Origin of the sequence: Mesorhizobium sp. CAU 1732 (assembly GCF_039888675.1) — a bacterium.
Classification (GTDB): Bacteria; Pseudomonadota; Alphaproteobacteria; order Rhizobiales; family Rhizobiaceae; genus Aerobium.
In genome coordinates this window covers 33,712-57,009 of record NZ_JBDQQR010000005.1, presented here as the reverse complement: position 1 = coordinate 57,009, position 23,298 = coordinate 33,712, and the positions used below count along the sequence as shown (strand labels likewise).

26 protein-coding genes and 1 pseudogene are annotated in these 23,298 nt (G+C 61.0%); 17 read left to right on the top strand and 10 right to left on the bottom strand.

Going from position 1 to position 23,298, the window contains the following annotated elements; genetic code table 11:
- Positions 1-13: 13 nt before the first annotated feature.
- Entirely contained in the window at positions 14-949 is a 936-nt protein-coding gene (locus AAFN55_RS26020) for a recombinase family protein (RefSeq protein ID WP_347801915.1), read from the top strand.
- Between the two features lie 21 nt (positions 950-970).
- Here the strand turns inward: AAFN55_RS26020 and repC (AAFN55_RS26015) are convergent, their stop codons facing one another.
- The 6 genes from repC (AAFN55_RS26015) to AAFN55_RS25990 all read right to left on the bottom strand — a co-directional run bounded on the left by repC (AAFN55_RS26015) (position 971) and on the right by AAFN55_RS25990 (position 7,762).
- On the bottom strand, positions 971-2,284 hold the full coding sequence (repC, locus tag AAFN55_RS26015; RefSeq protein ID WP_347801986.1) for a plasmid replication protein RepC: 1,314 nt from the start codon (positions 2,282-2,284) through the stop codon (positions 971-973).
- Between the two features lie 149 nt (positions 2,285-2,433).
- Positions 2,434-3,429 carry a plasmid partitioning protein RepB gene (repB, locus tag AAFN55_RS26010; protein ID WP_347801914.1) on the bottom strand — a complete coding sequence of 332 codons (996 nt, stop codon included), beginning with the start codon at positions 3,427-3,429 and terminating at the stop codon, positions 2,434-2,436.
- An 84-nt stretch (positions 3,430-3,513) separates the two neighbouring features.
- Entirely contained in the window at positions 3,514-4,704 is a 1,191-nt protein-coding gene (gene repA / locus AAFN55_RS26005; protein ID WP_347801913.1) for a plasmid partitioning protein RepA, read from the bottom strand.
- A 266-nt stretch (positions 4,705-4,970) separates the two neighbouring features.
- On the bottom strand, positions 4,971-5,510 hold the full coding sequence (locus AAFN55_RS26000) for a thermonuclease family protein (protein WP_347801912.1): 540 nt from the start codon (positions 5,508-5,510) through the stop codon (positions 4,971-4,973).
- A gap of 19 nt (positions 5,511-5,529) precedes the next feature.
- Positions 5,530-7,071, bottom strand: a complete 1,542-nt coding sequence (gene repC, locus AAFN55_RS25995) for a plasmid replication protein RepC (RefSeq protein WP_347801911.1) — start codon at positions 7,069-7,071, stop codon at positions 5,530-5,532.
- Between the two features lie 337 nt (positions 7,072-7,408).
- A complete protein-coding gene (locus AAFN55_RS25990; protein WP_347801910.1) occupies positions 7,409-7,762 on the bottom strand; it encodes a MarR family transcriptional regulator in 354 nt (117 codons plus the stop codon).
- A gap of 89 nt (positions 7,763-7,851) precedes the next feature.
- Here AAFN55_RS25990 and AAFN55_RS25985 point away from each other — a divergent pair, with 89 nt between their 5' ends.
- From AAFN55_RS25985 to virB11, 13 genes and pseudogenes are all read left to right on the top strand, one after another.
- Positions 7,852-8,373, top strand: coding sequence for a hypothetical protein (locus tag AAFN55_RS25985; protein ID WP_347801909.1), 522 nt, complete (start codon positions 7,852-7,854; stop codon positions 8,371-8,373).
- 2 nt (positions 8,374-8,375) lie between these two features.
- On the top strand, positions 8,376-9,050 hold the full coding sequence (locus AAFN55_RS25980) for a lytic transglycosylase domain-containing protein (RefSeq protein ID WP_347801908.1): 675 nt from the start codon (positions 8,376-8,378) through the stop codon (positions 9,048-9,050).
- 7 nt (positions 9,051-9,057) lie between these two features.
- Positions 9,058-9,357: a TrbC/VirB2 family protein gene (locus AAFN55_RS25975; RefSeq protein ID WP_347801907.1), complete on the top strand. Its 300-nt coding sequence runs from the start codon at positions 9,058-9,060 to the stop codon at positions 9,355-9,357.
- Positions 9,358-9,360: 3 nt separating this feature from the next.
- Positions 9,361-9,699: a type IV secretion system protein VirB3 gene (locus AAFN55_RS25970; RefSeq protein WP_347801906.1), complete on the top strand. Its 339-nt coding sequence runs from the start codon at positions 9,361-9,363 to the stop codon at positions 9,697-9,699.
- On the top strand, positions 9,692-12,058 hold the full coding sequence (locus AAFN55_RS25965; RefSeq protein WP_347801905.1) for a VirB4 family type IV secretion system protein: 2,367 nt from the start codon (positions 9,692-9,694) through the stop codon (positions 12,056-12,058). Before AAFN55_RS25970 ends, AAFN55_RS25965 begins: the two co-directional genes overlap by 8 nt.
- On the top strand, positions 12,058-12,756 hold the full coding sequence (gene virB5 / locus AAFN55_RS25960) for a P-type DNA transfer protein VirB5 (protein WP_347801904.1): 699 nt from the start codon (positions 12,058-12,060) through the stop codon (positions 12,754-12,756). Before AAFN55_RS25965 ends, virB5 begins: the two co-directional genes overlap by 1 nt.
- On the top strand, positions 12,753-12,989 hold the full coding sequence (locus AAFN55_RS25955; RefSeq protein WP_347801903.1) for an EexN family lipoprotein: 237 nt from the start codon (positions 12,753-12,755) through the stop codon (positions 12,987-12,989). The genes virB5 and AAFN55_RS25955 overlap by 4 nt, the downstream gene beginning before the upstream one ends.
- A gap of 4 nt (positions 12,990-12,993) precedes the next feature.
- Positions 12,994-13,914 (top strand): type IV secretion system protein, encoded by a 921-nt coding sequence (locus AAFN55_RS25950; protein WP_347801902.1) that lies wholly within the window; start codon positions 12,994-12,996, stop codon positions 13,912-13,914.
- Between the two features lie 3 nt (positions 13,915-13,917).
- Positions 13,918-14,211: a type IV secretion system protein VirB7 gene (locus AAFN55_RS25945; RefSeq protein WP_347801901.1), complete on the top strand. Its 294-nt coding sequence runs from the start codon at positions 13,918-13,920 to the stop codon at positions 14,209-14,211.
- Positions 14,212-14,215: 4 nt separating this feature from the next.
- Positions 14,216-14,884 (top strand): virB8 family protein, encoded by a 669-nt coding sequence (locus AAFN55_RS25940; protein ID WP_347801900.1) that lies wholly within the window; start codon positions 14,216-14,218, stop codon positions 14,882-14,884.
- A gap of 30 nt (positions 14,885-14,914) precedes the next feature.
- Entirely contained in the window at positions 14,915-15,742 is an 828-nt protein-coding gene (virB9, locus tag AAFN55_RS25935) for a P-type conjugative transfer protein VirB9 (protein WP_347801985.1), read from the top strand.
- 11 nt (positions 15,743-15,753) lie between these two features.
- On the top strand, positions 15,754-16,929 hold the full coding sequence (virB10, locus tag AAFN55_RS25930; RefSeq protein WP_347801899.1) for a type IV secretion system protein VirB10: 1,176 nt from the start codon (positions 15,754-15,756) through the stop codon (positions 16,927-16,929).
- A gap of 7 nt (positions 16,930-16,936) precedes the next feature.
- Positions 16,937-17,854 (top strand): annotated as a pseudogene (gene virB11, locus AAFN55_RS25925) (P-type DNA transfer ATPase VirB11); the annotation flags it as partial.
- Here virB11 and AAFN55_RS25920 read toward each other — a convergent pair.
- From AAFN55_RS25920 to AAFN55_RS25905, 4 genes are all read right to left on the bottom strand, one after another.
- A complete protein-coding gene (locus tag AAFN55_RS25920) occupies positions 17,759-19,015 on the bottom strand; it encodes an LLM class flavin-dependent oxidoreductase (RefSeq protein WP_347801898.1) in 1,257 nt (418 codons plus the stop codon). The pseudogene virB11 and the gene AAFN55_RS25920 overlap by 96 nt on opposite strands.
- Positions 19,016-19,206: 191 nt before the next feature.
- Complete coding sequence (locus AAFN55_RS25915; protein ID WP_347801897.1) at positions 19,207-19,980, bottom strand: SDR family NAD(P)-dependent oxidoreductase; 774 nt, start codon at positions 19,978-19,980, stop codon at positions 19,207-19,209.
- A 59-nt stretch (positions 19,981-20,039) separates the two neighbouring features.
- Positions 20,040-21,074, bottom strand: coding sequence for an NADP-dependent oxidoreductase (locus AAFN55_RS25910; RefSeq protein WP_347801896.1), 1,035 nt, complete (start codon positions 21,072-21,074; stop codon positions 20,040-20,042).
- 116 nt (positions 21,075-21,190) lie between these two features.
- Positions 21,191-21,595 (bottom strand): tautomerase family protein, encoded by a 405-nt coding sequence (locus AAFN55_RS25905; protein ID WP_347801895.1) that lies wholly within the window; start codon positions 21,593-21,595, stop codon positions 21,191-21,193.
- Positions 21,596-21,752: 157 nt separating this feature from the next.
- On the opposite strand from AAFN55_RS25905, the gene AAFN55_RS25900 reads away from it, so the two are divergent.
- From AAFN55_RS25900 to AAFN55_RS25890, 3 genes are all read left to right on the top strand, one after another.
- On the top strand, positions 21,753-22,205 hold the full coding sequence (locus AAFN55_RS25900) for a MarR family transcriptional regulator (RefSeq protein ID WP_347801894.1): 453 nt from the start codon (positions 21,753-21,755) through the stop codon (positions 22,203-22,205).
- A gap of 69 nt (positions 22,206-22,274) precedes the next feature.
- Positions 22,275-22,730 (top strand): MaoC family dehydratase, encoded by a 456-nt coding sequence (locus AAFN55_RS25895; RefSeq protein ID WP_347801893.1) that lies wholly within the window; start codon positions 22,275-22,277, stop codon positions 22,728-22,730.
- A gap of 79 nt (positions 22,731-22,809) precedes the next feature.
- Complete coding sequence (locus AAFN55_RS25890; protein ID WP_347801892.1) at positions 22,810-23,289, top strand: PaaI family thioesterase; 480 nt, start codon at positions 22,810-22,812, stop codon at positions 23,287-23,289.
- Positions 23,290-23,298 lie beyond the last annotated feature (9 nt).

The window sequence follows — 23,298 nt, the reverse complement described above, 5'->3', positions numbered from 1 at the left end:
TCAGGCGCTCCAAATGGCCGCTGACTCACAAAATCAAGCTTCCCGTCGACCACAGGGTCGCCTTATCGGTTACGCCCGCGTCTCCACCGACGAGCAGGCGACGGAAGCGCAGGAGATCGAGCTACGCTCGGCCGGCTGCGACCTTATCGTACAGGAACACGGTTCGGGCGCATCGCGCGCTCGCCCTGCTCTTGCGAAACTGATCCGCGACATCGCCGCTGGCGACACACTGGTCGTCGTTCGTCTCGACCGCCTGGCGCGATCGGTCAGCCATCTGCTTGAGGTGATCGAGGATCTCGCTGCCAAGGGCGCGCATTTCCGCTCGCTGCGCGATCCGATCGACACGTCGACACCCCAGGGCATGTTCTCGCTGCAGGTTCTCGGCGCCGTGGCGCAGCTCGAGCGCGCGTTGATCTCGGAACGCACCAAAGCGGGGATCCGGGCTGCAAAAGCGAGAGGAAAGAAACCAGGAAATCCCGGTATTCGTGAGCGGCGGCCGGAGGCGCTGGCGAAGATGACGGCCGCGCAGAAGGCTGCCTATGGCGAGCGGGTCCAGGCGACCGCAAACCAGTGGCTTCCTACGGTACGCCGCATGCGGCCGGATCATACCTGGGACGATGTTGCCCGCGTCCTGAAGCAGCGGGGAACCGAGTGGACACCGGAACGACTGCGCCGTGCGGTGAAATGGATGGTAGCCGAGGGCATGGCGGATGCGGTTTTGCTCCGAAAATCCCCTCCCCGTCTTCCCGAGGACCGGCTGATGACGCTGGTTGCTGGCATTCACTCGTCCAATCCCGAGCTCACCCTTCGCGAGATCGCGGGCCAGCTCGAGCGCCTGCATGAGCGAACGCCGCGCGGCGGCTCGAAATGGTCGCCTTCCTCGGTCAAGAACCTGATCGATCGCGCCAAGCGATCGGGATTGCTGACCTCGGGGCCAAACGAGACGTGAAAACGAGAAGGCGCTCATCGATCACGTCCGAAACCGTGGCTTCTGCAGCGTTTTGAGCAAGGCGTCGGAAACCGGCATTTTCGGAACATCGTCCTGCTTGGTGGCGGCCGGTGCGATATCCGGCTTCCTGCTTTCCTCCAGTTTCGCCCTCGCAAGGGCCATGATCATCGGCCATGTCGAGAATTTGCCTTCCCGGGCCCTGTCGGTGAGATTTCGCAGATAGCCGCCGGCGCTGCTGATCTGGTCCGTCCGCTGGTAAATCGCCACCAGTGTGATCGCAGCCTGCTGGTCGCCCATCACCTCGCAAGCTTCCTGCCAGGCGCTGGGGCTGATCCCAAGGACTTTCCGTCCGGTTTCGGCCGCAGCGACAAGGTCGCGCCAGTATCGCACCTCGTTCCCGCCGCTCAGGTCGGTCACGTTCGGGCAGGCGTTCACTACAATGCTCAGGGGCAGATCCCGTTTCGGCAGGCTCCGCACGTTGTCGGTTTCCGCGGCGCCGCCGCCCGCTTCCTCCTTCTCTCGTAAGCCATATTTAGATTCATAAGATTGGTCTGGATTTGAATTCTGTATGTGGCGACCAAAATGGGACTCATTGGCGTCCGGATTCTGTGTTTTTACGAATGATTCCAACACTTCCCGGATATCGCCGTGAAGGATCTCCAGATCAACGCAGATATCCTCCAGAAGCTGTCGTGGCGCCGTCCTAGGAAGCCTCTCGACTATTGAGCGATAGTTCTGCAGCACCCTGCCCCAGTTGCCCGGAACATGCTCCTCGATGGCCGTCTCAATCATCTTGCTGATGTCACGGCGCAGAAGCGTAAGGCGCTCGCGCACGACCCTGAAGGCCTTCTTCTCAGCCTGCACCGTCTCGGCCAGGTCTGCGAACTCGCTGGCGCGGGCGACGATCGGCGACAGATCGAAGCCATAGGCCTGCTCGACCTCTCCTCCCCTGCCCCGGCGGGCGAAGCGCTTGCCGTTGGGGCTGTCCCTGCGAATGATCAGTCCGCAATCGACGAGGACGGCCAGATGCCGGCGAAGTGTGGTCGGAGGCATGCCGTTGGCGCGTGCCATGAGTTGTTCGTTAGAAGGCCAGACGACCAGCTCGCTCTCGGCAGACAGATCGGTTTCGCGATGAAAGGTGAGCAGCGCGTTCAGGATTGCGAGACCGCGATCAGTCGCGCCGATCAGCTCCCGTGCTTCACGGATATGTCCGAATGTCTTCCATTTGTTCGTCAGTGCCGCTTCAGGCATGGCCTTGGCGGCCACTTGGCTGGAAATCTGGCCAAGCGTCAACGCTCGCCGCCCAAAGGGCGTCGTTGTGATATGCGTCTGCATCTCTTTCACCTGTAGTTAGGCAAAAGAATTCAGCTCACTGGACGACGCAGTGACTCTTGACACCGATTCGCGGAAATGAGATTCTCTGACTGCTTACATCTGAGAAGGGCTTCCGCGGCGCGCCGTAGGGGGCCTTTTTCTTTTGCGGTTCAGTTTCCCTCGTTTGTTGGTTTGGTCTGCCTGTACTCGTCGTAAAGACGGTCCAGTCGGGATGAGAGCCAATCGCTGAACGGCCGCGCCTCAGCACTGGTCAATTCGATCGCAACTCTTCTTGGCTTTGTATTCATGGCCAGCTTGAGCAACTCGTCCTTCGATGCCCAGGTCGTGACGCCGGCATCTTTCTTCGGCGTCTTTGCAGCGGACTTCTTCTTGTAGCGCTTTAGGAACGCATGCAGGCTCTCGAATCGACCCTCATGCGCCGTCTCGAGGAAGCTCGGGGTCGTCACATACTCAAGCGCCACTTTCACATGGGCTGGATTAAGCAGCATCTGGCGCAAATCGAGCCACCTGTCGCGGCCGATCCTTTTCGACGCGCCAAGCGCATCCAACATCGACTGCGGAACCGTTTCGAACACGCTGAGTATTTTGGAGAGCAAGGCATCATCGATGCCCAAGGAGGATTTGACCACGTCCTTGGTCAGTCCAGCCTCGAGCAGGTTCCGGGCGAAGTATGCTCGCTCGATAAACGAGAGGTTCGAACGAGCGGAATTCTCCTGTCCCTGTGCGATCGCCGAGGTGATGTCATCGAGATCCTTGACGACAGCGTTGACCTTGATACCGAGCTCACGCGCTACGCGCACGCGCCGGTGGCCGAAAACAACCATGTATCGGTTTCGATCGACGGGATGAGGACGGACGAGAATAGGGCTCGACTGTCCCTGGTCGCGTATCGCCTGCTTTAACTCCAGATACTCCTCGTCATCGCTGGAAAGGCGGTCGGGAACAAATGAGACTTCAAGAGCATCGGGATCGAGCACGATGATCGTCTCGCCCTCCATCAGTCTTTTCGTGTTCTCCGCCATTTCCTCAATGGACCGAACGACGACTTTGGCAGCTCCCGTCATACCGTATCCCGGCTTCGATGCGGGCTTTTCGTTGCTAATCGAACCGATATCCAGTTCTGCAAAGGGATTCTTACGAGACATGAAGTGTTCCCCCTCGCCTCGTCAGATCCGATAAGGGATTGATTTCACGGCACAACGCGGCAAAAAAAACGGCTGACAAGAGGCTCATAGGCGCCCCCATGTCTTGTGGACCAACTTCGCGATCTCTCCGTTCGCTGCATTGAGACTTTCCATCGCTCGATCATAGGTCGCCCGGACAATCTCGCCGCGCTCTACCTCGTAGAGGCTCTGCTTTTTGATTGAAGCGTCTGATATCGCCGTCGATTTCAGAACGTGATTGTTGAGCATGTTCTGCGCGAATAGGGATTGCATGAAACCGACCATCTGCGCCTGCGGGATGTCGGTAGGCTCGAACCGCGTGACGAGGTAGCGAAACCATTTGATCCCAATCTCGGCGCCGGCGTCGGCAACCGTTGTCATTATGCCACCCAACATCATGAGGAACTGGCTCATCGACATAATGTCCAGCATTTCGGGGTGGATTGTCACAATGATCCCGGTCGATGCCATCAGAGCCGTGATTGTGAGATAGCCAAGCTGAGGAGGGCAGTCCATGATGACCAGGTCATAGTCATCCTCGACCTCCTTAACCGCATTCCGGATGCGGGTATGAAACAGCCGACCCTCCTGCCCCGTCTTGCCGGCAATTGCCAATGGGACATCGTACTCATACTCCTGCAAGACGAGGTTCGCCGGCACGATGTCCAAGCCGGGAATATTTGTCTTCTGAATTATGTCGGCCAAAGGCCGCCGCTCATCGTCGAACCGAAGGGATTCGTAGAGCGATACGGTGTCGTCGAGTTCCGGCTGTATGCCAAAGACCGAAGTCAGAGAGGCCTGCGGATCAAGATCAATGACCAGAACGCGATGTCCAGTCAGCGCAAGATACTGCGATAGGTGCACAGCAGTCGTCGTCTTGCCGCTGCCGCCTTTAAAATTGACGACGGATAAGACCTGCAGCGCCTCGCCAGGACGGCGATGGGGAACGTAAGTTCTCTTATCGGATTTCTTGTTCGCTTCGAGAAACTCGCGCAACTCCAACATCTGGTTGGCGGTATAGTAGCGGCGGCCGGACACCGTCTCGACCTCAGGCCCCTTGCCCTCAGCGTGCAACTGACGAAGATGGCTTTGAGTCACGCCGATGAAGTCGGCGACCTCGGCGATCTGGAACTTGCGCAGTCCCTTCTTTGCATCTGGAGGGTACTGCTGGTTTCGCAGAAGATTGAGCGCATTCGAGATTCGTGTCCCCTGCTGCGCGATCTCGAGGTCAAACCGTGGTGCCACCTGTTCGTTCATTTTGAAAACTATTTCCTAAATCGCGATAGTTTCGCAAAGAAGCACCACCTGCCAAAAGATGCGCAATTATACGACCGATTCTCCAAGCCGCGCAACGGATTTAAAGTTAACGAGAAGTTAACGTCCCTTTGCGCTGAAAAAGCGACCGCAAAATACCCGTCAAATTGCATAGCCCGTTGTTCTGTCTGCCTTTTTCTCACAAAAAAACGGCTGACAAGAAACTGGTCCAACTTTGCCTGCTTCCAGGCATCGACGGCCATCACACGTCACCTGCTCGGGGCTAACGGATTGTAGCTTCCGTTCGCCCGGCGCCAGTCTGCCGGCATCATAAACTCACTGGACCAAAGCCCCTCCCGATCCTGCCTGGCGTTTTCTTCGAGCTCGCTATATCGAGGCAGCGCCACCTCACCTGCTGGAGCCGCAAGCACGTACATGCCGACTCTAATGCCCTCCGCCCCAATATCGCGATTTTCCACGAAGCATTGCGCCCAGTACCCGCCGCCCTTGAGGATGCGCGTCGGCCGACACTCGACCGGGCGTGACATGGTGCTGGATACGAGCCACGCGGCTGCGACAACGCCACAGGGCCAGTCGAAGCCGGCGAGCTTCGCCTTCTGCCTGATCTCGCAGGCCTCGACCGATTCGAGGCGGACGCGAGTGACCGTTCGATAGCGGCTTCCGCTTTCGATCAGATCGAAGGTCACGCCGTCATAGACCTGGGCGAACCCTGTCACGGTCTCGGGAAGCTGCTGCGCCCATACGGCACCCGTCAGATGAGCGAGCCATAGGGCCGCAGCGACTACCATTCGCGACGGCGGCGTCACGCTAGCCATTGGAACGCGGCCGCGACTTCTTGCAGAAGCCAATGAAAGCTACTTCGATGCTCGGCTGCTCAAGGTCGATATTGCTCTTGCGGCACCAGGCCCTGAACGCCTCGGCGACGTTCTCTGCGTCCGGGATCGGCTCGGGCGCATGACGGCGGACTAGCTCGGACCATCCGGTCCAGGAAATCGGGCCGGGTGGGAAGCCACGATCGGGCGGCTTTGACGCGATGATTTCCGGCAGGGCTGTCTTGTGCTGACGGTCGGCGAGAGCAAAGAGCGAGCGACTGATGCGCAGTTGGCCCTTCCTGCCGCGTTGAATGAGGGTGCGCAGGTAGGCGCCGGGGCATGATACGTGGCCACTTTCGGCGCGCTGCACCGTGACCGCGAGTGCCGCGATAGCCGTATCGGGGCCGAGGTGCGTTTCCGCTTCAGTCCATACCTGCGGATTGATCGACGCGGCGGCGCAAAGGCGGCGGCCGGACTGACGCAGCTGCGCCCAGCTATCGAAGACCTGCGGGACGTGGAAGGCGAGGGCAGGGCACGCCGTCCGGACGAGAGCGAGCGAGACATTGGTGATTTCGTCGCCGCCGCTCCTAAGCGTGTTCGGCCCGTCCGCATCCGCCTGGCCGCTGCCTTTGCTTCTTCTTTCGGAAGGAGAGGTCGGCTCACGCCACTGCCGGAGATGAGTAGAGTCCGCAAGACCCCGCGGGGCAGGGGCGAGACTACTTCTACGAGGTGAAGATTCGGCTGTAGTTTGTACCTGTCGAAATTTGATCACCGCGGTGTCTAAATTTGAGCGCTCACAAGCATCGCTGAATGCGCCTTCGACCTCGTCGCGAAGTGCGGACAATCCGTCGATCAGCTGATGAAAGGCCTCGCTGTCGGCGGGTGTGATTTCGCGCAGCCGATCGAGCCTCGCCTGGAACGGCTGCCAGTCGCCGGCGATGTCGTCGCGCCGTGCCGCGGCAAAGACCGACTCGATCTCCCTGCGTAACTGGGTGCGCCGGCAGGAGAGTTCACGGCGCTCGCGCCCGTCCTGCTCATAGGCGAGTGCGATCTCGAGCAGCTCGTCATAGCGCATGATGATCGGAGAGAGATCGATGCCGAAGGCCTCGACGATGTGGCCCTGTCCGTTGCGGACACCGCGGCGCTGATAGGTCGGGTGGGATGTATGGGCGATCAGTCCGGCCGCCGCCAGACCGCGCAGATGATACCGCGTTGTCGAAACCGACAGGCCAAGCTGCCGCGCCAGGGCGTCGTTCGACGGCCACACCACGGGGTTGGCGTCCAAACTCTCCCAGTCTGCCGTTGGTGAGAAGCCGAACAGCTTGTCAATCATGGCGATCTTGGCCGCCTTCAAGCCCATGGCCGCCGCTGCACGTTTGGCAATCCGCAGCGCATCGACGCGTTTGATCCGTGGGCTCCTTGATCCGGCATAGCGACGTGCGGCGCGCTGCGCGTCGAGGCTCGCCTGCGTGACCTGTCGCACTCCTGCGACCGGTCTGGCCCATGAGTGGGGTGTATGGCTTTCTGTCGTGCTCAATTCGGTTTCCTCCCGAAATGGCAAAGCAGGAGCGTTCACCGAAGCGGCGTTTCGTCTTGACAGCAATTTGGGGGTTTGCGATTGTCCGGATACTGATTGACGGACAGGCAAACAGCCCGATCAAAACTACCGATCTTCTTTGAACCGGCCTTGGAAGCGCCAACTTCCGAGGTCGTTCCGTTTTTGCTCTATAGTTTCTCCATCAGACGATTTATCTGCGCCAAACGAATCAGTTTGCATCGCGGCATCCTGAGTCGCAGCGTCGAGTATGCTTGCGCGCTAAGGCGCAATCAATACTATGCGTTTTCGTGTGGTATTGGAGAGTGCTTCGCCAAGACTAGGCGCCGTACACACCCTGAAGCTTTACGAATATCTCGGGCGCGATCTCGTACTGCCGGGCCTTGCCCCGGCCGATCGACGTCCGCCCCCAGGATTCCTTTAGCAGTCCACGTGCAACAAGCGGATCTATCGCTTCCTGGGCGGCTTTTCGCGTCATTCCAGTCACTTCCGTGACGCTCGTAATGGTCAGCGCGGTGTCGGCTTTTTGCAGGCTGTAAAGCAGGTTCATCATCCCAAGCTGACGCAGACGCGAATTCGGCGTCTCATCGGGCAGGGGCTTGGACATGATCTCGTGCGTGGTCAAGGTCGCGAAAATCGTGTTGTGCCAGCGGCTCTCTAATTGGCTTGGCATCTCGTTATCTATGCGTTATCGTGCAGTATGACAAGATAGTGAAAGCGCCTCGGCCATGGCTCGAAGGATGTCTAAACGGGGGGATTTGCATGAAAAATGCGGCCATTCGCGCGCTTTCCGGCGTTTTACTCTGCGTTTCATTATACACGTTTTCATCTTCCGTAGCGCGCAGTGATGATTGGGGTTGTCAAGTTCTGCTGTGCCTGTCGAACCCAGGCGGCGCGACCGAATTCGCCGAGTGCCGCCCCCCGATCGAAAGGCTCTGGTCGCACCTTGCCAAGGGGCGATCGTTCCCGATCTGCAGCGGGGTCGGCTTCACGACGACCAGACCGCGATACGAGCCCTACTATTGCGACGCCGGCTTCCGCCTCGTCACGAAGAAAGGCGATCGCGGCCGCAGCGAAGTCGGCTGTGTTTCGACCGAGCCTGTGGTGGTTAGCAACGAAGCATGCAGGCACGATGAAAGCGGCGCAATGACGGGCAGCTGGCACGTCGAGAACGGGACGCGGGTCTGCAAAGCCTTCGTCACGGCGCGCCCTCATGTTCGTGAACAACCGCGCTATGTCGATGTGACGATCGATGGCGCCGGCCGACAGCGCGTGTGGTTCTGATCATGCCGGTGGCTTTCGTGGATCTCGCCCAGCAATGCGCGCCCCAGATCACTGTGGAGACGCTGGCCGCCATCGTGAGCGTGGAAAGCGCATTCCGGCCCTTCGCCATCCGGATCAATTCGGATCACCCGCTCGCGGATCCGCCGCGAACGCGAGCAGAAGCGATCGAGACCGCAACGATCCTCATCGCCGAGGGCGTCGACATCGATCTGGGTCTGACCGGCCTCCCCGCCCGCGATCTGCCTCGTCTTGGCCTCTCGGTCGGCGACAGCTTCGATTTCTGCATGAATCTCAAGGCCAGTGCGACCCTGCTCGATGGCTACTACCGCGTCGCCGTGGGCGACGGCGCGTCTGCCGCCGAGGCGCGCGTTGCCATGCTGCGCGCCTGGTATGGCCGTGGAGATGCTTCCATCGGTGAGATGGTCGGCTACGACACCAAAGTCCTGGCCGAGCAATCACGGCTATCGGGGCACCTCGACCGCCTGGAGATTACCGTAGTGGCGGGAGAGGGATCCGCCGCTGGCCAGGCGGACCTGGAAGGTCGCAACGCTGCCGCCAATAGCCCGCAGGCGCGGCCGAACGAGCAGGGCTCGTCGGATGCAGCGCCGCGATGGGATGTCTTCGGTTCAGGGCGGCGATCCTCCGTCCTGGTCTTTTCCAATCAACATAAGGAGTGACGATCATATGAACATGTCGGCCCGCATCAGGCCCGTCGCGACCGTCGCGACGATGGCGACTGTATTTTCCCTGGCCCTGATCGAGCCGAGTTTCGCCCAGGCCGGCGGCATCGAAAGCGTGCTTCAGAACATCGTCAACATGCTGACCGGCAACGTTGCCCGGCTGCTGGCGATCATCGCCGTCATCATCGTCGGCATCGCCTGGATGTTCGGCTATCTCGACCTGCGCAAGGCGGCCTTCGTCGTTCTGGGCATCGGCATCATCTTCGGGGCGACCGAAATCGTCGGGATGATCTCAGGAGGCTAAGGGATGGCGGAACGGATCACGCTCGAAGAAGACACGCTGTTCGTCGCCTGCACCCGTCCGGCGATGATCGGCGGCGTCACCATGGAGGCGATGGGGATCAACATGATCTTCACAACGATCCTCTTCATCCTCGCGGGATCCGTTGCCTATGCCCTTGTCGGACTGGTGTTCCACGTCATCTTCAAGGCGATCGTCAAGCACGACCACAACATGTTCCGGGTGCTGCTCGGCTGGATCGAAACGCGGGGCAGGGCTCGCAACGCCGGCTTCTGGGGCGGCTCGACACTGACCCCGTTGCGTCTCGTTCGCCGCTATGACGAAAGGGATCTCGGCCTTGCCTAGAACCACTGCCGTCAGGAGCCGCGAGCTCGAGCCCGAGACCTTCATCCCTTATGTGCGGCATGTGGACGAGCGGGTGATCGCGCTCGACTCCCGCGCCCTGGTGGTGGTGATTGCCCTTGAGGGCGTGTCATTCGAGACCGCCGACACAATCGATCTCAACGCGCTGCATCGAGACCTCAACACGCTCTACCGGAACATCGCCGACGAGCGTCTGGCACTGTGGACGCATCTCATCCGCCGCCGCGACAATGAATATCCCGACGGCAGCTTCGCCAATGCCTTCTCCAGAACCCTGAATGAGAAATACCGTGCGCGCATGATCGGCGAGGACCTGTTCCGCAACGATCTCTATGTGAGCCTCGTCTGGCATCCCGGTCGCGACGCGGCGGAGCGCGTGGTGGCGTTTCTGGCCAGCCTGCGCAAGGCAAGACGGGGTGGCGTCGAACTCGATAGGGACGCCCTCAAGAACCTCGACGACGCGATCGTCGACGTCACCGCAGGCCTCAAGCGCTTCAATCCCAGGGTGTTGACGCTCCAGGACCGTGACGGTCTGGTTTTCTCCGAACCCAGCGAGGTCTTGCACCAGCTGGTCGGCGGACGCCGCGAGGCAGTGCCGCTGACCGAAGGCCGCATCTCATCGGCGATCTATTCTGATCGGGTAATAGTCGGCAGGGAGACGGTCGAGATTCGGCACGAGGGATCGAGCCGCTATGCCGGCATGTTCGGCTTCAAGGAATATCCTGCGCGGACGCGATCGGGCATGTTCGATGGCCTGCTCACCGTGCCCTACGAGCTGATCCTGACCCAGAGTTTCTCGTTCCTGTCCAAGGCTGACGCCAAGACTGTCATGGGACGCAAGCAGAACCAGATGGTCAGCGCCGGCGACAAGGCAGGCTCGCAGCTCGAGGAGCTCGACGATGCTCTCGACGATCTGGAATCGAACCGCTTCGTGCTCGGCGACCATCATCTAACGCTGACGGTCTTTGCGGATAGTGTGAAGGCGCTGACCGACAATCTGGCGAAGAGCCGGACGCATCTGACCAATGGGGGCGCCGTCGTCGCGCGTGAGGATCTCGGCCTGGAAGCCGCATGGTGGGCGCAGCTGCCGGGCAATTTCCGATATCGCGTTCGCTCCGGCGCCATAACCTCGAAAAACTTCGCCGCCTTCTCGCCCTTCCATTCCTATCCCGTCGGTCAGCGCGACGGCAATGAATGGGGACCGGCGGTCGCCATGCTGAAGACCGCCTCGGGGTCTCCGCTTTATTTCAATCTGCACTATGGCGATCTCGGCAACACCTTCATCGGCGGCCCCTCCGGATCAGGCAAGACCGTGCTTCTGAACTTCCTCCTGTCCCAGACCGAGAAGTTCGATGCCCATATCGTCTTCTTCGACAAGGATCGTGGCGCCGATCTTTTCGTCCGCGCCGCCGGGGGAACCTATCTGCCGCTGCACAATGGCCGACCCACAGGCTGCGCACCGCTCAAGGGCATGGAGCTCACGCCCGAGAACCGGGTGTTTCTTGCCCAGTGGGTGACCAAGCTGGTCAGCTCGAAATCCCACGAAATCTCGGTTGCGGAGACCCGCGACATCGCTGGCGGGATCGACGGGCTTGCCGACCTGCCCGTCGAGCAGCGCACTATTGGAGCGCTCCGTACCTTCCTCAACAATACAGATCCGGAAGGCGTCGCAGCACGGCTACGCCGCTGGGAGAGGGGAGGGCCGCTCGGCTGGGTCTTCGACAATGACAGCGACGAGATCGGTATCGGCGCAAAATTCCTCGGCTACGACATGACCGACTTCCTCGACAATGAGGAAATCCGCACGCCGCTGATGGCCTATCTCTTCCATCGCGTCGAGCAACTGATCGACGGCCGCCGGATCATCATCGTCATCGATGAGTTCTGGAAGGCGCTCGCCGACGAAGGCTTTCGGGATCTCGCCCAGAACAAGCTCAAAACGATCCGCAAACAGAACGGGCTGATGCTGTTTGCGACGCAAAGCCCGCGCGACGCGATTAATTCCCCGATCGCTCATACCATCATCGAACAGTGCCCGACGCAGGTGTTCATGCCGAACTCGCGCGGCAGCCGGGCTGACTATGTCGACGGCTTCAAGCTCACCGAACGGGAATACGAGTTGATCGCACGTGAGCTCTCCAATGAGAGCCGCCGCTTCATCGTCAAGCAGGGGCACAACAGCGTGGTAGCCGAGCTCAATCTCGGCGGTTTCGACGACGAGCTCGCAATTCTCTCCGGCCGCACGGCCAATGTCGAGCTTGCCGACACGATCCGCGCCCAGACGGGCGACGATCCGGAAGCCTGGCTTCCGCTTTTCCAGCAGCAAAGGAGTGCAGGCTGATGCGCACACGCAAAGCGATCCTGGCGGCCGCTGCCGCTCTTGCCCTGTCGACGACCATGTCGCTCGCTCAGGGCATTCCGGTCATCGACAAGACGGCTATCCTGCGCTGGGCGAGCCAGCTCGAGGCGATGAAAGAGCAGTTCGACGCGCTCAATCAGCAGATTGCGCAGGCCGAGCAGCTCTATGGCTCGCTGAACAAGCTAACGAACATGGCGGACGTGGCCTCGCTACTGAACCAGCCGGAGATCCGCAAGGCGCTGCCACAGGACTTTGCCGCGATCGAGAGTTTGCTGAGCGGCAATGGCTCGGGTGTGTTCGGGGATTCAGCCTCGCGGTTCCTCGAAAGCAATTCGACCTATCAGACCTCAGCCAACGATTTCTATGCACAGGAACTGGCCCGTATCCAGAACCGCAATGCCGGCCAGATGTCGCTTGGCCAGCAGATCTATGACGCAGCGACCAAGCGCATCGATGGCATCGACCAGTTGCGCCAACAGATCAGCTCCGCAAGCGACGCCAAGGACGTAGCCGATCTGCAGGCGCGGCTTCAAGCCGAGAGCGCCTTCCTGCAAACCGATCTTCTGCGCATGCAGGGCCTGCAGATGGTGCAGGCAGCGCAGGCCCAGGTCGAGGAGCAGCGCAAGGCTGAGGATTGGCGCAAGCGCATCGACACCATGAACACGGCGCTCGGCCAATGAGGCAGCCGGCGGCGCTACTTCTCATGGCAATGCTTGCGGCCTGCTCTGAGCCGCCGCGTGAGACCGTTATCACGGTGAGCGAATTTCTTGCCGACGACAGCTTGCGCGCCGAGCATCTCGAGAAATGCCGCGACAACCCGGGCACGCTGGATGAGACCGCCAATTGCCGCAACGCCGAGGAAGCCGAGGGCAAGGCACGGCTCGAGCGCATGAACAGGGCGCTTGGGGGATAGCGCCATGTACACCGTCTTCGATTTTCTCGACAGCCAGTTCACGACGCCGCTCCAGAACTTCATCAGTTCCGGCACGAGCGGCATCAGCGCCTGGGTGACGGGGCCATTGACGGTGGCGCTGACGCTTTATGTCATTCTCTACGGCTTCCTCATCCTGCGCGGCTCCGTGCAGGAACCGATCATGGATTTTGCGTTCCGCGCGATGAAGCTCGCCATCATTCTGATGCTGGTGAGGAATGCCGGCGAATATCAGAGCTATGTGACCGATGTTTTCTTCGAGACGCTTCCGCGTGAAGTGTCCGAGGCGCTCAATACCGGTGGCGCACCGAGCGCCTCGACCTTCGACTCGCTCCTCGACAAGGGCCAGAAGTCGGCAAACGACATCTGGGCGCAGTCGGCCTGGCCGGTCGATCCGCTGACCAGCTTCGCCGGCCTGGTCGTGGTCTTCGTCACCTTCATCGTCGCCTCGATCGGCTATGTTGTCTCGCTCTATGCCCGCGTGGCGCTCGCGATCGTGCTAGCCATCGGCCCGCTCTTCATCGCGCTCGCAATGTTCCAGTCGACCCGCCGCTTCACCGAGGCGTGGATCGGGCAGCTTGCGAATTTCGTGATCCTGCAAGTGCTGGTCGTGGCGGTCGGCTCGCTGCTGGTCACGAGCTTTGCCACCATGTTCACCACGGTCGAGGCCTATAGCGACGTGCTGATGCGGCCGATCGCCGTTGGCGCCATCGGCCTCGCCTCGCTCTATGTCTTTTATCAGTTGCCCAGCATCGCCTCGGCGCTCGCTTCCGGCGGTGCGTCTTTGACCTACGGTTTTGCCGCCGGCCGTGACGCGCATCAGAGCACGGTCACGCGCAGCATTGGCTGGGGCTGGCGCAAGCTGACGGGCAGGGGCCGCGAGCCCAGCGAAAACAAGGGGAGATAAGGCGTGCCTGTAGTTCGAGTTCTGACATTGGTGGGCATGCTGGCCGTTCTTTCCGGCTGCGCGACGCTGAGCTATCCGCTTCCCAAATGCGACGGCTACGCCAAGCGCCCGCTCAATCGCTCCATGTGGGAATGGGAGGGGACGAAGCAGCCCGCAGCCAACCAGCATTCCGCGCTCGATGCCGTTGAAAAAGGCGAGGCGGCGCTTGCATCGGAGCGGGAAGAGCAAGCCCCGGTTCAGACCGCCTTTGCCCAGTTCGATGAGGCCGGATCGCACCGCGGCTGCCAGGTAGGGTAGGGGCATGGTGACCAACGACAGTCTCAAGGATTATTTCGACAAGGCGCGCCGTTTCGACCAGGACCGGATGGTTTCGGCCGAGCGTTCGAGGCGACTCGCCTGGTTCGTCGCCGCAGTCGCCAGCGTGTTGGCCTGCATATCGATCGCCGCCGTCGTGGCGCTGACGCCGCTCAAGACCGTCGAGCCTTTCGTCATCCGCGTCGATAATTCGACTGGCATTGTCGACGTCGTCTCGGCCCTTTCCTCGACAGCCGGTAGCTATGACGAGGAAGTCACCAAGTATTTCGCGGCACACTATGTCCGTGCCCGCGAAGGCTATGTGTGGTCGGAGGCCGAGGAGAATTTTCGCACTGCCTCATTGATGTCCAATGCCGCCGAGCAGCAGCGTTTTGCCGCCGCCTATCGCGGCAGCAATCCGGAATCACCGCAGAACATCTATGGTCGATCGTCGACATCGAAGATCGCCATTAAGTCGATCTCGCTGATCAACGCCAATGCCGTGTCGGTTCGCTACACGCGTACCATCACGCGCGGCGGCGACGTGCGCACCACCCATTGGGTGGCGACGATCACCTATTCCTACGCCAATGCCCCGATTTCCTCGAGCGACCGGCTGGTGAACCCGCTTGGGTTCGTCGTGAGCGAGTACCGGGCCGATCCGGAGGCTTTCTGATTGAAGAAACTGACCATCCTGGCAGCCGCCGTGGCTGCGATCCTGATGCCATTGCCCGCGCATACGCTGGAAATTCCGGCAAGCGCACAGCAGGACAATCGCGTCCGCTTCGTCAACTACCAGCCCTACAACATCACCCGTATCGTCGGCACGATCCGCTCGTCGGTGCAGGTCGAATTTGCGCCGGATGAAGAAATCGCCCATGTCGCCCTCGGCAACACCGTCGCCTGGGAAGTTGCGCCGGCCGGCCACATCCTGTTCCTCAAGCCCCGCGAGAACCAGCCGGCAACGAACATCTCCGTCGTCACCACGCGGCGCGACGGGTCCAAGCGCAGCTATCAGATGGAGCTCGTTGTCCGTGACGGGTCGGTGGATGCCGGCCAGAATACCTATTTCTACGTGAAATATCGCTATCCCGCCGATGAAGCCGAGCGGCGGCGGCTTGAAGAGGAGGCGCGGAAGCGGGCGGCCGAGGCCGGCTATGCCGATCAGGTGCTGGGAATCCACGAGCAATACGGTCCGCGAAACTGGCGTTATTCCGCGCAAGGGTCGGCGGCGATCGAGCCGCAGGCGGTCTATGATAATGGCAAGGTCACGACCTTCGCCTTCTCCGGCAACCAGGAAATGCCGGCCATCTACATCGAGAACTCGGATGGTACCGAAAGCTTGGTCCCCAAGACGGTGCAGGGCGATCTCGTTCTCGTCCATGCGATCAGCCGCAAGTTCATCCTGCGCCGCGGCTCCGACACGCTCTGCATCTTCAACGAAGCCTATTCGCCGGCCGGCGTCGATGCCGGCACCAACACCACCTCGCCCTCGGTCGAACGCGTGGTCAAGGTGCCGGCGGCTGGCCAGTAAGGGGGGAGACGATGTCCGACACAACGACAGAGACGACGATCCCGGGCGAACGGGCGCAGACGACGACGGCCCGCAAGGCAGACAAGAACCCGCTCATGAAGCGGGGGGCGGTCGTCTTGGCGGTCGTAGCCTTCATGGGCTTCGCCATGTGGTCGATGCGACAGGCGCCCAGGGAGGAGGCTGATCAACCGGGCACAGGCGTCATCCGACAAACCACGGAATTCGAGCCTGCACGCGCCGAGCCGGAACCCGTCGTGCTTCCCATGCCGGCAGTCACTCTGCCGATGCCGTCATTGGCCACGCCGGAGACGCCGCCTGTCGACGAACTTCTCGAGGCGGCACGGCGCGCCCCGGTCATGGCCTTCGGTGGCGGACAAACAGGAACCGGCAATCGAACAACCGCCGGCGCGGCGGCCACCACCGACTCCAGCTTCCTTCCGGTCGATGGTCTTCTGGGCGGCGGTCAACAGGGCGAGAAAGAGGATCAGCGCTTCAATCGCATGCTGACGCCAACCGTACTGGAGGGCTCCAAGGCTGGCCATCTCGGCAATCGCAACTTCATCGTCGCCATGGGCACGTCGATCCCCTGCGCATTGGAAACCGCCTTGTCTTCGGACCAGCCCGGCTTCACGAGCTGCGTCATCACCCGCGACGTCCTTTCCGATAATGGCCGGGTGGTGCTGATGGAGAAAGGCACCCAGGTCGTCGGCGAATATCGCGGCGGCTTGCGACGTGGCCAGAGCCGGCTGTTCGTGCTGTGGAACCGGGCCAAGACCCCGACCGGCGTCATCATCACGCTCGCCTCTCCCGCGACCGACGCGATCGGGAGGGCCGGGTTCGACGGCTATGTCGATACACATTGGTGGGAGCGCTTTGGCAGCGCGCTGCTGCTGTCCGTTGTCGGCGATGTCGCGACCTGGGCGGGTCAGGAACTGCAGCAGAGCGATGTCCAGGCACAGGGTACGACAAGCGCGGGCAAGGATGCCACGGCCATCGCGGTCGAGCAGTCGATCAATATTCCGCCGACGCTGATGAAGCATCAGGGGTCTCTGGTGTCGATATTCGTCGCACGAGATCTCGATTTCTCCAGCATCTATGGCCTGCGCGTCACCGAGCCACGCAATACGATCTACGACCGGGCGGTAATGGGCGACTTCTATCCGCGTTCGGATCTGGTAACGAAGTAGGGCAGGGATGGCGGAAAACTCCGATGCCGGCGTCGTCCGCCAACTGCTCCTGCCGCTCGAACCATTCCTCAAGGACGAGCGCCTCTATGAGGTGGTCATCAATCGGCCGGGAGAGGTGCTCACGGAAGGAAGAACCGGCTGGGAGCGGCACGAGCTGCCGGATCTGTCGTTCGACAAGCTGATGCGACTGGCGCGGGCCGTCGCCAGCTTTTCCAATCAGGGGATCGACGAGACCCGCCCGTTGCTCTCGGCGACCCTTCCGGACGAAGAACGCATCCAGATCGTGATCCCACCGGCGACGAGGCGCGATACGGTGTCGATCACCATTCGCAAGCCGTCCTCGGTATCTCTCTCCATGGCGAACATGGAAGCAGGCGGCTTGTTCGAGAATGCTGTGCCGAGCGCTTACAATGCGCCGACGAACGATCCGCTCCTCGAAGCATATCGCGGCGGGCAATACCGGACATTCCTCGAAGCTGCGGTTATGGCGCGCAAGAACATCATCATCTCCGGTGCGACGGGCTCGGGGAAGACCACGCTGTCAAAGGCCCTGATCCGACACATTCCGGAAGACGAGCGGTTGATCAGCATCGAGGACACGCCCGAGTTGATCATTCCGCAGCTCAATCACGTGCGGCTGTTCTATTCCAAAGGAGGACAGGGGCTCGCAAAGCTGGGCGCCAAGGACCTGCTGGAAGCCTGCCTGCGCATGCGGCCCGATCGTGTCCTGCTGCAGGAGCTCCGGGACGGCACTGCCTTCTACTACATCCGCAACATCAATTCGGGGCATCCCGGCTCGATCACCACGGTGCATGCGGATTCCCCGAGCCTAGCCTTCGAGCAGCTGACGCTGCTGATCAAGGAATCCGAAGGCGGGCAGGATCTCAAGCGCGACGACATCCGCAACCTGCTCAAGATCTCGATCGACATCATCGTCCAGTGCAAGCGCATCGGCGGCCGGTTCAGGGTGACGGAGATCTATTTTGCAGATCACGACAGATCCTAGCTTTAAGAAGTCACGCCATGCTTGCCGGACCGTCAAATCTTCCGCTCGCGCCAGTTCGATCACACGTTCGCGGCTCGACTTGCTGGCATGGGTGTCCGGGATGTCGGGCAGCGGACCGTCGGGATCGAAGGCGGAGGCTTCGTGCCCGATGGCGATCGACAGCGAGGCGATGGCGCTTTCGTAGTGGACGAGGCTGTCGAGCTTCGCGCGCCGCTCGCGCGCCTCCTCCGCCGTATCCGCTACCAACACGAACGCACCAGGCAATATCTTGATGCTGTCGCGCGAGCGCCCTGCCCGCTCGGCACGGCCCTTGACGTCTGCGAAGAAAGCCTTGCCAGCTTCGAGCGTTGGCGTGGCGGCGAACACCACTTCTGCTGTTTCGGCCGCCAATTGGCGGCCCGGCTCCGAAGCGCCCGCCTGAACGATCACCGGCCAACCCTGCGGCGGGCGAGCGACGTTCAAGGGACCTCGAACTGACAGGTGCTCGCCCTTGTGATCGAGCACATGCATGCACTCCGGATCGAAGAAGATGCCCTGCTCAGCATCGCGCACGAAGGCGTCGTCGGCGAAGGAATCCCACAGGCCGGTGACGACATCATAGAACTCGCGTGCCCGCCGGTAGCGCGCAGCGTGATCGACATGGTCGCTGAGCCCGAAATTCAGCGCGGAATCGGGATTGGCGGTCGTGACGATGTTCCAGCCGGCGCGCCCGCCGCTGATATGGTCGAGCGAGGCGAAACGCCGGGCGACGTGGTAGGGCTCGTCGAACGTGGTCGACGCGGTCGCGACCAGACCGATCCGCTCGGTGGCGCCGGCCAAGGCCGACAGCAGCGTGAACGGCTCGAACGAAGTGACCGTGTGGCTCCGCTTCAGCGCCTCCACCGGCATGTTTAGCACGGCAAGATGATCGGCCATGAAGAAGGCGTCGAACTTTGCGGCTTCCAGCTTCTGCGCGAGTTGCCGCAGACGCGGGAAGTTGAAGTTCGCATCCGGCCACGCTCCCGGATAACGCCAGGCACCGGTGTGAAGGCTCACCGGCCGCATGAACGCCCCAAGATGTAGTTTGCGATCCTTCGCCATGATCTACTCCAGAGCGGCGATCGGCAGAATTCGCCCCGTTCGCCGAGACGCCCTGTAAGATGGTGGCCTGCGGCTTGGATGCAGAGGAATGAGCTGCTCAAATTCCGCTCACCGGTAGTATTCTGTATCGCCTGACGCCGCGAGGATGCTTTTCGAGCATCCTTCGAACTCTGCTTCGGCCGTCCCTGCGGTTAGTAATTCTCGCTCCACGGACGAAGATCCAGTTCCTGCGACCAGGCGCTGCGATGCTGATGATGCAGGAACCAGTAGGCGTCGGCGATCGCATCGATACCGAGAAGCCCGTCTGGACCTCTGGCTTCCTTGAGCGTCGTCAACTTCGAGAGCAGTCGCTCGCCCTCGATGCCGCCGTCGATCACGACATGAGCTACATGGACGCCCTGAGGCCCGAATTCACGCGCCAGGGACTGTGAGAGGTTGCGCAGAGCGCCTTTGGCAGCGCTGAACGCCGCAAAATTCGCCTTGCCGCGAAGGCTGCCACTGGCACCTGTGAAGAACAGGCTGCGGTTCTCATCAATGGGCGAGCCTGTGTTCACGTGTTCCAGCAAGGCAGGCAACGCCGCACGCGCCAGATTGTATCCTCCGAGCGCATGCTCTCGCCAGTGTATCTCGAAGTCCTCTTCCGGCATTTCGAGAAACGGTGTTGGCCGATTGCTGCCAGCGTTATGAACGGCAACAACAAGGGCACCGAGCGATCGCGCGGCCTTGACGAATCCCTGAACGTCGTGCGGCTTCGAAACATCGCCTAGAACGGCTTCGACCGTGATGTTCGCGGCCTGCAAAGCGTCGCGCGTTGCCAACAGCTTTTCAGCGCTGCGGCCTGCGATAACGATAGGATGTCCTTCGCGACCGAAACGACGCGCAATGGCTGCACCGAGTCCCTGAACGGAACCGACGCCGGCGATGAGCACGCTTCCTTTTGACGGTGTCTCGATTTTTCCGATCATAGCATGTCTTCCTGTCTATCGATGAATGGATGTAGCTTCATGCCCTATCGGCATCGGCATCATGTGCCGGCGACACGCACGATCAACTTGCCGAAGTTCCGGCCTTCAAGCAGGCCGATGAAGGCGTTTGGAGCGTTGTCGAGTCCGTCCACGAAATCCTCCCGGTAACGAAGCCGTCCCGAAGCGATCCACTCGGCAACGTCATGGTAGAAGGCCGGTCGCTGATCGACGAATTCTCGCTGGATGAAGCCGCGCACGAGCAGGCTTTTGCTCAGGATGGCGCGCATCAGAGGCGGAAGCCGGTCAGGTCCGGGGAAGCTGTCGCCGGCATGGTTGTACTGTGCGATCAGGCCGCAGACCGGAATGCGGGCGAACTCGTTAACGAGCGGGAACACTGCGTCCCACACCTTTCCGCCGACATTCTCGAAATAGACGTCGATCCCGTCGGGGCAAACCGCTGCAAGTTGGGCCTCGAAATCCTGAGCATGATGATCGACCACAGCGTCGAACCCCAGCTCGTCGCGCACGAATGCGCACTTGTCCGGTCCGCCCGCGATGCCGACCACGCGCGCACCCTTGATCTTCGCGATCTGGCCGACGACGGACCCGACCGCGCCGCTGGCGGCGGCGACCACGACGGTTTCACCGGGCTTGGGCTGGCCGATGGTCAGCAAACCGGAATAGGCGGTGAACCCGGGCATGCCCAGAACGCCGAGCGCCGTCGTGACCGGTGCCTGCGAGGGATCGAGTTTGCGAAGATCGCCGCCGTCCGACACGGCGTAACTTTGCCACCCGGAATGCGAAAGCACGACATCGCCCGGCTCGAAATCCTGATGCCGCGACAATACGACCTCCGCGACTGTACCACCTTCCATCAAGTCGCCGACTTCGACCGGTCTGGCATAGGACCTGGCCGCGCTCATTCGTCCGCGCATATAGGGGTCGAGCGACAGATAGAGCACACGCAACAGAACCTGCCCCTTCGAGAGGGCCGGGATAGTTGCGTCCTCGGTGCGGAAATTCTCCGCCGTCGGAGCACCGTTTGGTCTCGACGCAAGCAGAATACGGCGATTGGTCTTGCTGGAAGATGGCATGTGACGTCTGCTCCCGAATTGTTCAACACGATGCATCCCCACGTTACCCGACGGAAATCCGATGCCATCTGTCGTCAGTCTGGCGACCGGGAGGCAAGATGCGAGGCCCGCCTGGGCTACCAGCGTGGCTTGCCGTCTGCCAATTGAAGCTCACCCCTGCCAAAGGAGAAGTTCTCGTTGGGTACAGGGATGAGCGCGACGAACACGTCGTCAGGCGATACCCCAACGGCCTCTACGACCAGTCGGTTGATCGCGGCGACCAGCTTGCTCTTGTCCTCAATGGGACGGTGAGCACCAACCAGAACTGTAATTATCATTGCGCTAGCGGGATCGCGCTTCATGTCCATGAAGGTCGGGGACAGGAAAAGCTCATCCTCGCCATGCTCGCTCAGGACGATGAACCGGTCGTCTTCCGGTATGCCTAGCCCTTCGACCAGTGACCGATTGAGCGCATCCGCAAGCGCCCTCTTCTCTTGCCGGCTGAACCTGCCGGCTGGAATGTGTGCTTCAAAAACCGGCATCATGACCTCTTCATTTGCGCAATTTGGGAGTATATGCTCCTATTTTCTGTAAGCAAGCCTGACCATTCGAGTGACGCACATGCCAAGGCTCGGGCTGTTGATGCAGGATCTAGACCGGCGAGGGCCATTGGCTGCCCGAAATATAAAGGCACAGTGATTGCAGTCAGGTGATAAAGAAGCGGCGAGCGCATGCAACTGCCAAACCTTGCGCATGGCCGCGAGGTATACGACGGCGGTCTACGATAAGGCTTTGTCGCCCTCCGGACTGCGCGTTACCCAGTTCACGATCCTGTACAGGCTCCGGCAACGGGGACCGATGGAGGTCAAGCCGCTCGCCGCGTCGATGGCGATGGATCGCACGACGCTGGCTGCCAATCTTAAACCGCTGGAGCGCGACGGCCTGGTACGGTTGACGGTGAACCCGTCCGATCGCCGAGCGCGCCTGATCGAGATAACCGAAGATGGAGCGGGGCGTGTTGAAACCTGCGTGCCACTGTGGCGCGCGGCTCAGAAGAGCTTCGAACAGAGTTACGGCGCCGCCAAGGCTGCGACGATGCGCAGCCTCATGGCGGATGTGCTCAAGACGGGTCTGGAGCCTTGGGCTGAATGACCAACTCGCCGCGAAAGGTCCTAGCGAAACCCATCGCGCTTCGATGAGAAATTGGAGGGACGGCAATCGATGACTTTGCTCTATCTGGAAGATTTTGCGGCAGGTCAGGTGTTCAAGGCCGGTCCCCTGCGCATCGGGGAAGACGATATCCGGGCGTTCGCTGGCGTCTACGACCCGCAGCCGTTTCATCTCGATGACGAAGCCGCGCGCACCAGCATCTTTGGTGGTCTGGCGGCAAGCGGCTGGCACACGGCGGCGATAACGATGCGTCTTCTGGTCGGCAGCGCATTCAAGCCCGCCGGCGGCATTATCGGTGCCGGATTCGAGGAGCTGCGATGGCCACGGCCGGTTCGACCGGGCGACGAACTGCGCATTGAGAGCGAAGTGCTGGAAGTGCGGCCCTCGAAGACAAAACCGACGCAAGGCATGATAAAGGCGAGAACGACAACGCTCAATCAGAATGGCGAGGCCGTTCAGGTTTCAGTCGACAATCTCGTCGTACAGAGGAAGCCGCCGGCAGGTTAGGGAGTACGCACCGGCCGCACGAGCGATCGGGGAAGGCCCTGTATCAGAAGGGCCGAATTTTCGACGAAAGGGTTCAGATATGAGTGTCAGGCCGCAGAATGTCATTGCGGACAACCAGCAGCGGCGGGATGGGCTTGGACAGCTTTCCGCTCTTCTCGAACAGGGCAAGCAGCCCCCAATCGGCCACACGCTCGATTTTCAGTTGGTGGCTGTCGAGCGAGGACGGGCGGTCTTTGAAGGCAAGCCGTCGACGGCGGTCTACAACCCGATCGGCTCTGTTCACGGCGGCTACGCGGCGACCTTGCTCGATAGCGCCTGCGGCTGTGCGGTCCATTCGAGCCTATCAGCAGAACAGGGCTACACGACGCTTGAGTTGAAGGTCGCCTACCATCGTGGACTGACGGACGAAAGCGGTCCTGTACGAGCTGAGGGGAAAGTGGTCTCGCTCGGACGTCGTGTCGCCTTTGCAGAAGCCACGCTTGTCGACGCTGCCGGCCGTCTTTGCGCATCAGCGACGTCGACCTTGCTCGTCTCCGATGTCGAGCGACCTGGCACGTGACAGATTGGC

What these genes read in the sequence shown, in the direction of transcription:
- AAFN55_RS26020 (WP_347801915.1), top strand. Translation starts at nt 14, where the DNA reads ATGGCCGCTGACTCACAAAATCAAGCTTCCCGTCGACCACAGGGTCGC.
- repC (WP_347801986.1), bottom strand. Translation starts at nt 2,284, where the DNA reads ATGCAGACGCATATCACAACGACGCCCTTTGGGCGGCGAGCGTTGACG.
- repB (WP_347801914.1), bottom strand. Translation starts at nt 3,429, where the DNA reads ATGTCTCGTAAGAATCCCTTTGCAGAACTGGATATCGGTTCGATTAGC.
- repA (WP_347801913.1), bottom strand. Translation starts at nt 4,704, where the DNA reads ATGAACGAACAGGTGGCACCACGGTTTGACCTCGAGATCGCGCAGCAG.
- AAFN55_RS26000 (WP_347801912.1), bottom strand. Translation starts at nt 5,510, where the DNA reads ATGGTAGTCGCTGCGGCCCTATGGCTCGCTCATCTGACGGGTGCCGTA.
- AAFN55_RS25990 (WP_347801910.1), bottom strand. Translation starts at nt 7,762, where the DNA reads ATGCCAAGCCAATTAGAGAGCCGCTGGCACAACACGATTTTCGCGACC.
- AAFN55_RS25985 (WP_347801909.1), top strand. Translation starts at nt 7,852, where the DNA reads ATGAAAAATGCGGCCATTCGCGCGCTTTCCGGCGTTTTACTCTGCGTT.
- AAFN55_RS25980 (WP_347801908.1), top strand. Translation starts at nt 8,376, where the DNA reads ATGCCGGTGGCTTTCGTGGATCTCGCCCAGCAATGCGCGCCCCAGATC.
- AAFN55_RS25975 (WP_347801907.1), top strand. Translation starts at nt 9,058, where the DNA reads ATGAACATGTCGGCCCGCATCAGGCCCGTCGCGACCGTCGCGACGATG.
- AAFN55_RS25970 (WP_347801906.1), top strand. Translation starts at nt 9,361, where the DNA reads ATGGCGGAACGGATCACGCTCGAAGAAGACACGCTGTTCGTCGCCTGC.
- virB5 (WP_347801904.1), top strand. Translation starts at nt 12,058, where the DNA reads ATGCGCACACGCAAAGCGATCCTGGCGGCCGCTGCCGCTCTTGCCCTG.
- AAFN55_RS25955 (WP_347801903.1), top strand. Translation starts at nt 12,753, where the DNA reads ATGAGGCAGCCGGCGGCGCTACTTCTCATGGCAATGCTTGCGGCCTGC.
- AAFN55_RS25950 (WP_347801902.1), top strand. Translation starts at nt 12,994, where the DNA reads ATGTACACCGTCTTCGATTTTCTCGACAGCCAGTTCACGACGCCGCTC.
- AAFN55_RS25940 (WP_347801900.1), top strand. Translation starts at nt 14,216, where the DNA reads ATGGTGACCAACGACAGTCTCAAGGATTATTTCGACAAGGCGCGCCGT.
- virB10 (WP_347801899.1), top strand. Translation starts at nt 15,754, where the DNA reads ATGTCCGACACAACGACAGAGACGACGATCCCGGGCGAACGGGCGCAG.
- AAFN55_RS25920 (WP_347801898.1), bottom strand. Translation starts at nt 19,015, where the DNA reads ATGGCGAAGGATCGCAAACTACATCTTGGGGCGTTCATGCGGCCGGTG.
- AAFN55_RS25915 (WP_347801897.1), bottom strand. Translation starts at nt 19,980, where the DNA reads ATGATCGGAAAAATCGAGACACCGTCAAAAGGAAGCGTGCTCATCGCC.
- AAFN55_RS25910 (WP_347801896.1), bottom strand. Translation starts at nt 21,074, where the DNA reads ATGCCATCTTCCAGCAAGACCAATCGCCGTATTCTGCTTGCGTCGAGA.
- AAFN55_RS25905 (WP_347801895.1), bottom strand. Translation starts at nt 21,595, where the DNA reads ATGCCGGTTTTTGAAGCACACATTCCAGCCGGCAGGTTCAGCCGGCAA.
- AAFN55_RS25895 (WP_347801893.1), top strand. Translation starts at nt 22,275, where the DNA reads ATGACTTTGCTCTATCTGGAAGATTTTGCGGCAGGTCAGGTGTTCAAG.
- AAFN55_RS25890 (WP_347801892.1), top strand. Translation starts at nt 22,810, where the DNA reads ATGAGTGTCAGGCCGCAGAATGTCATTGCGGACAACCAGCAGCGGCGG.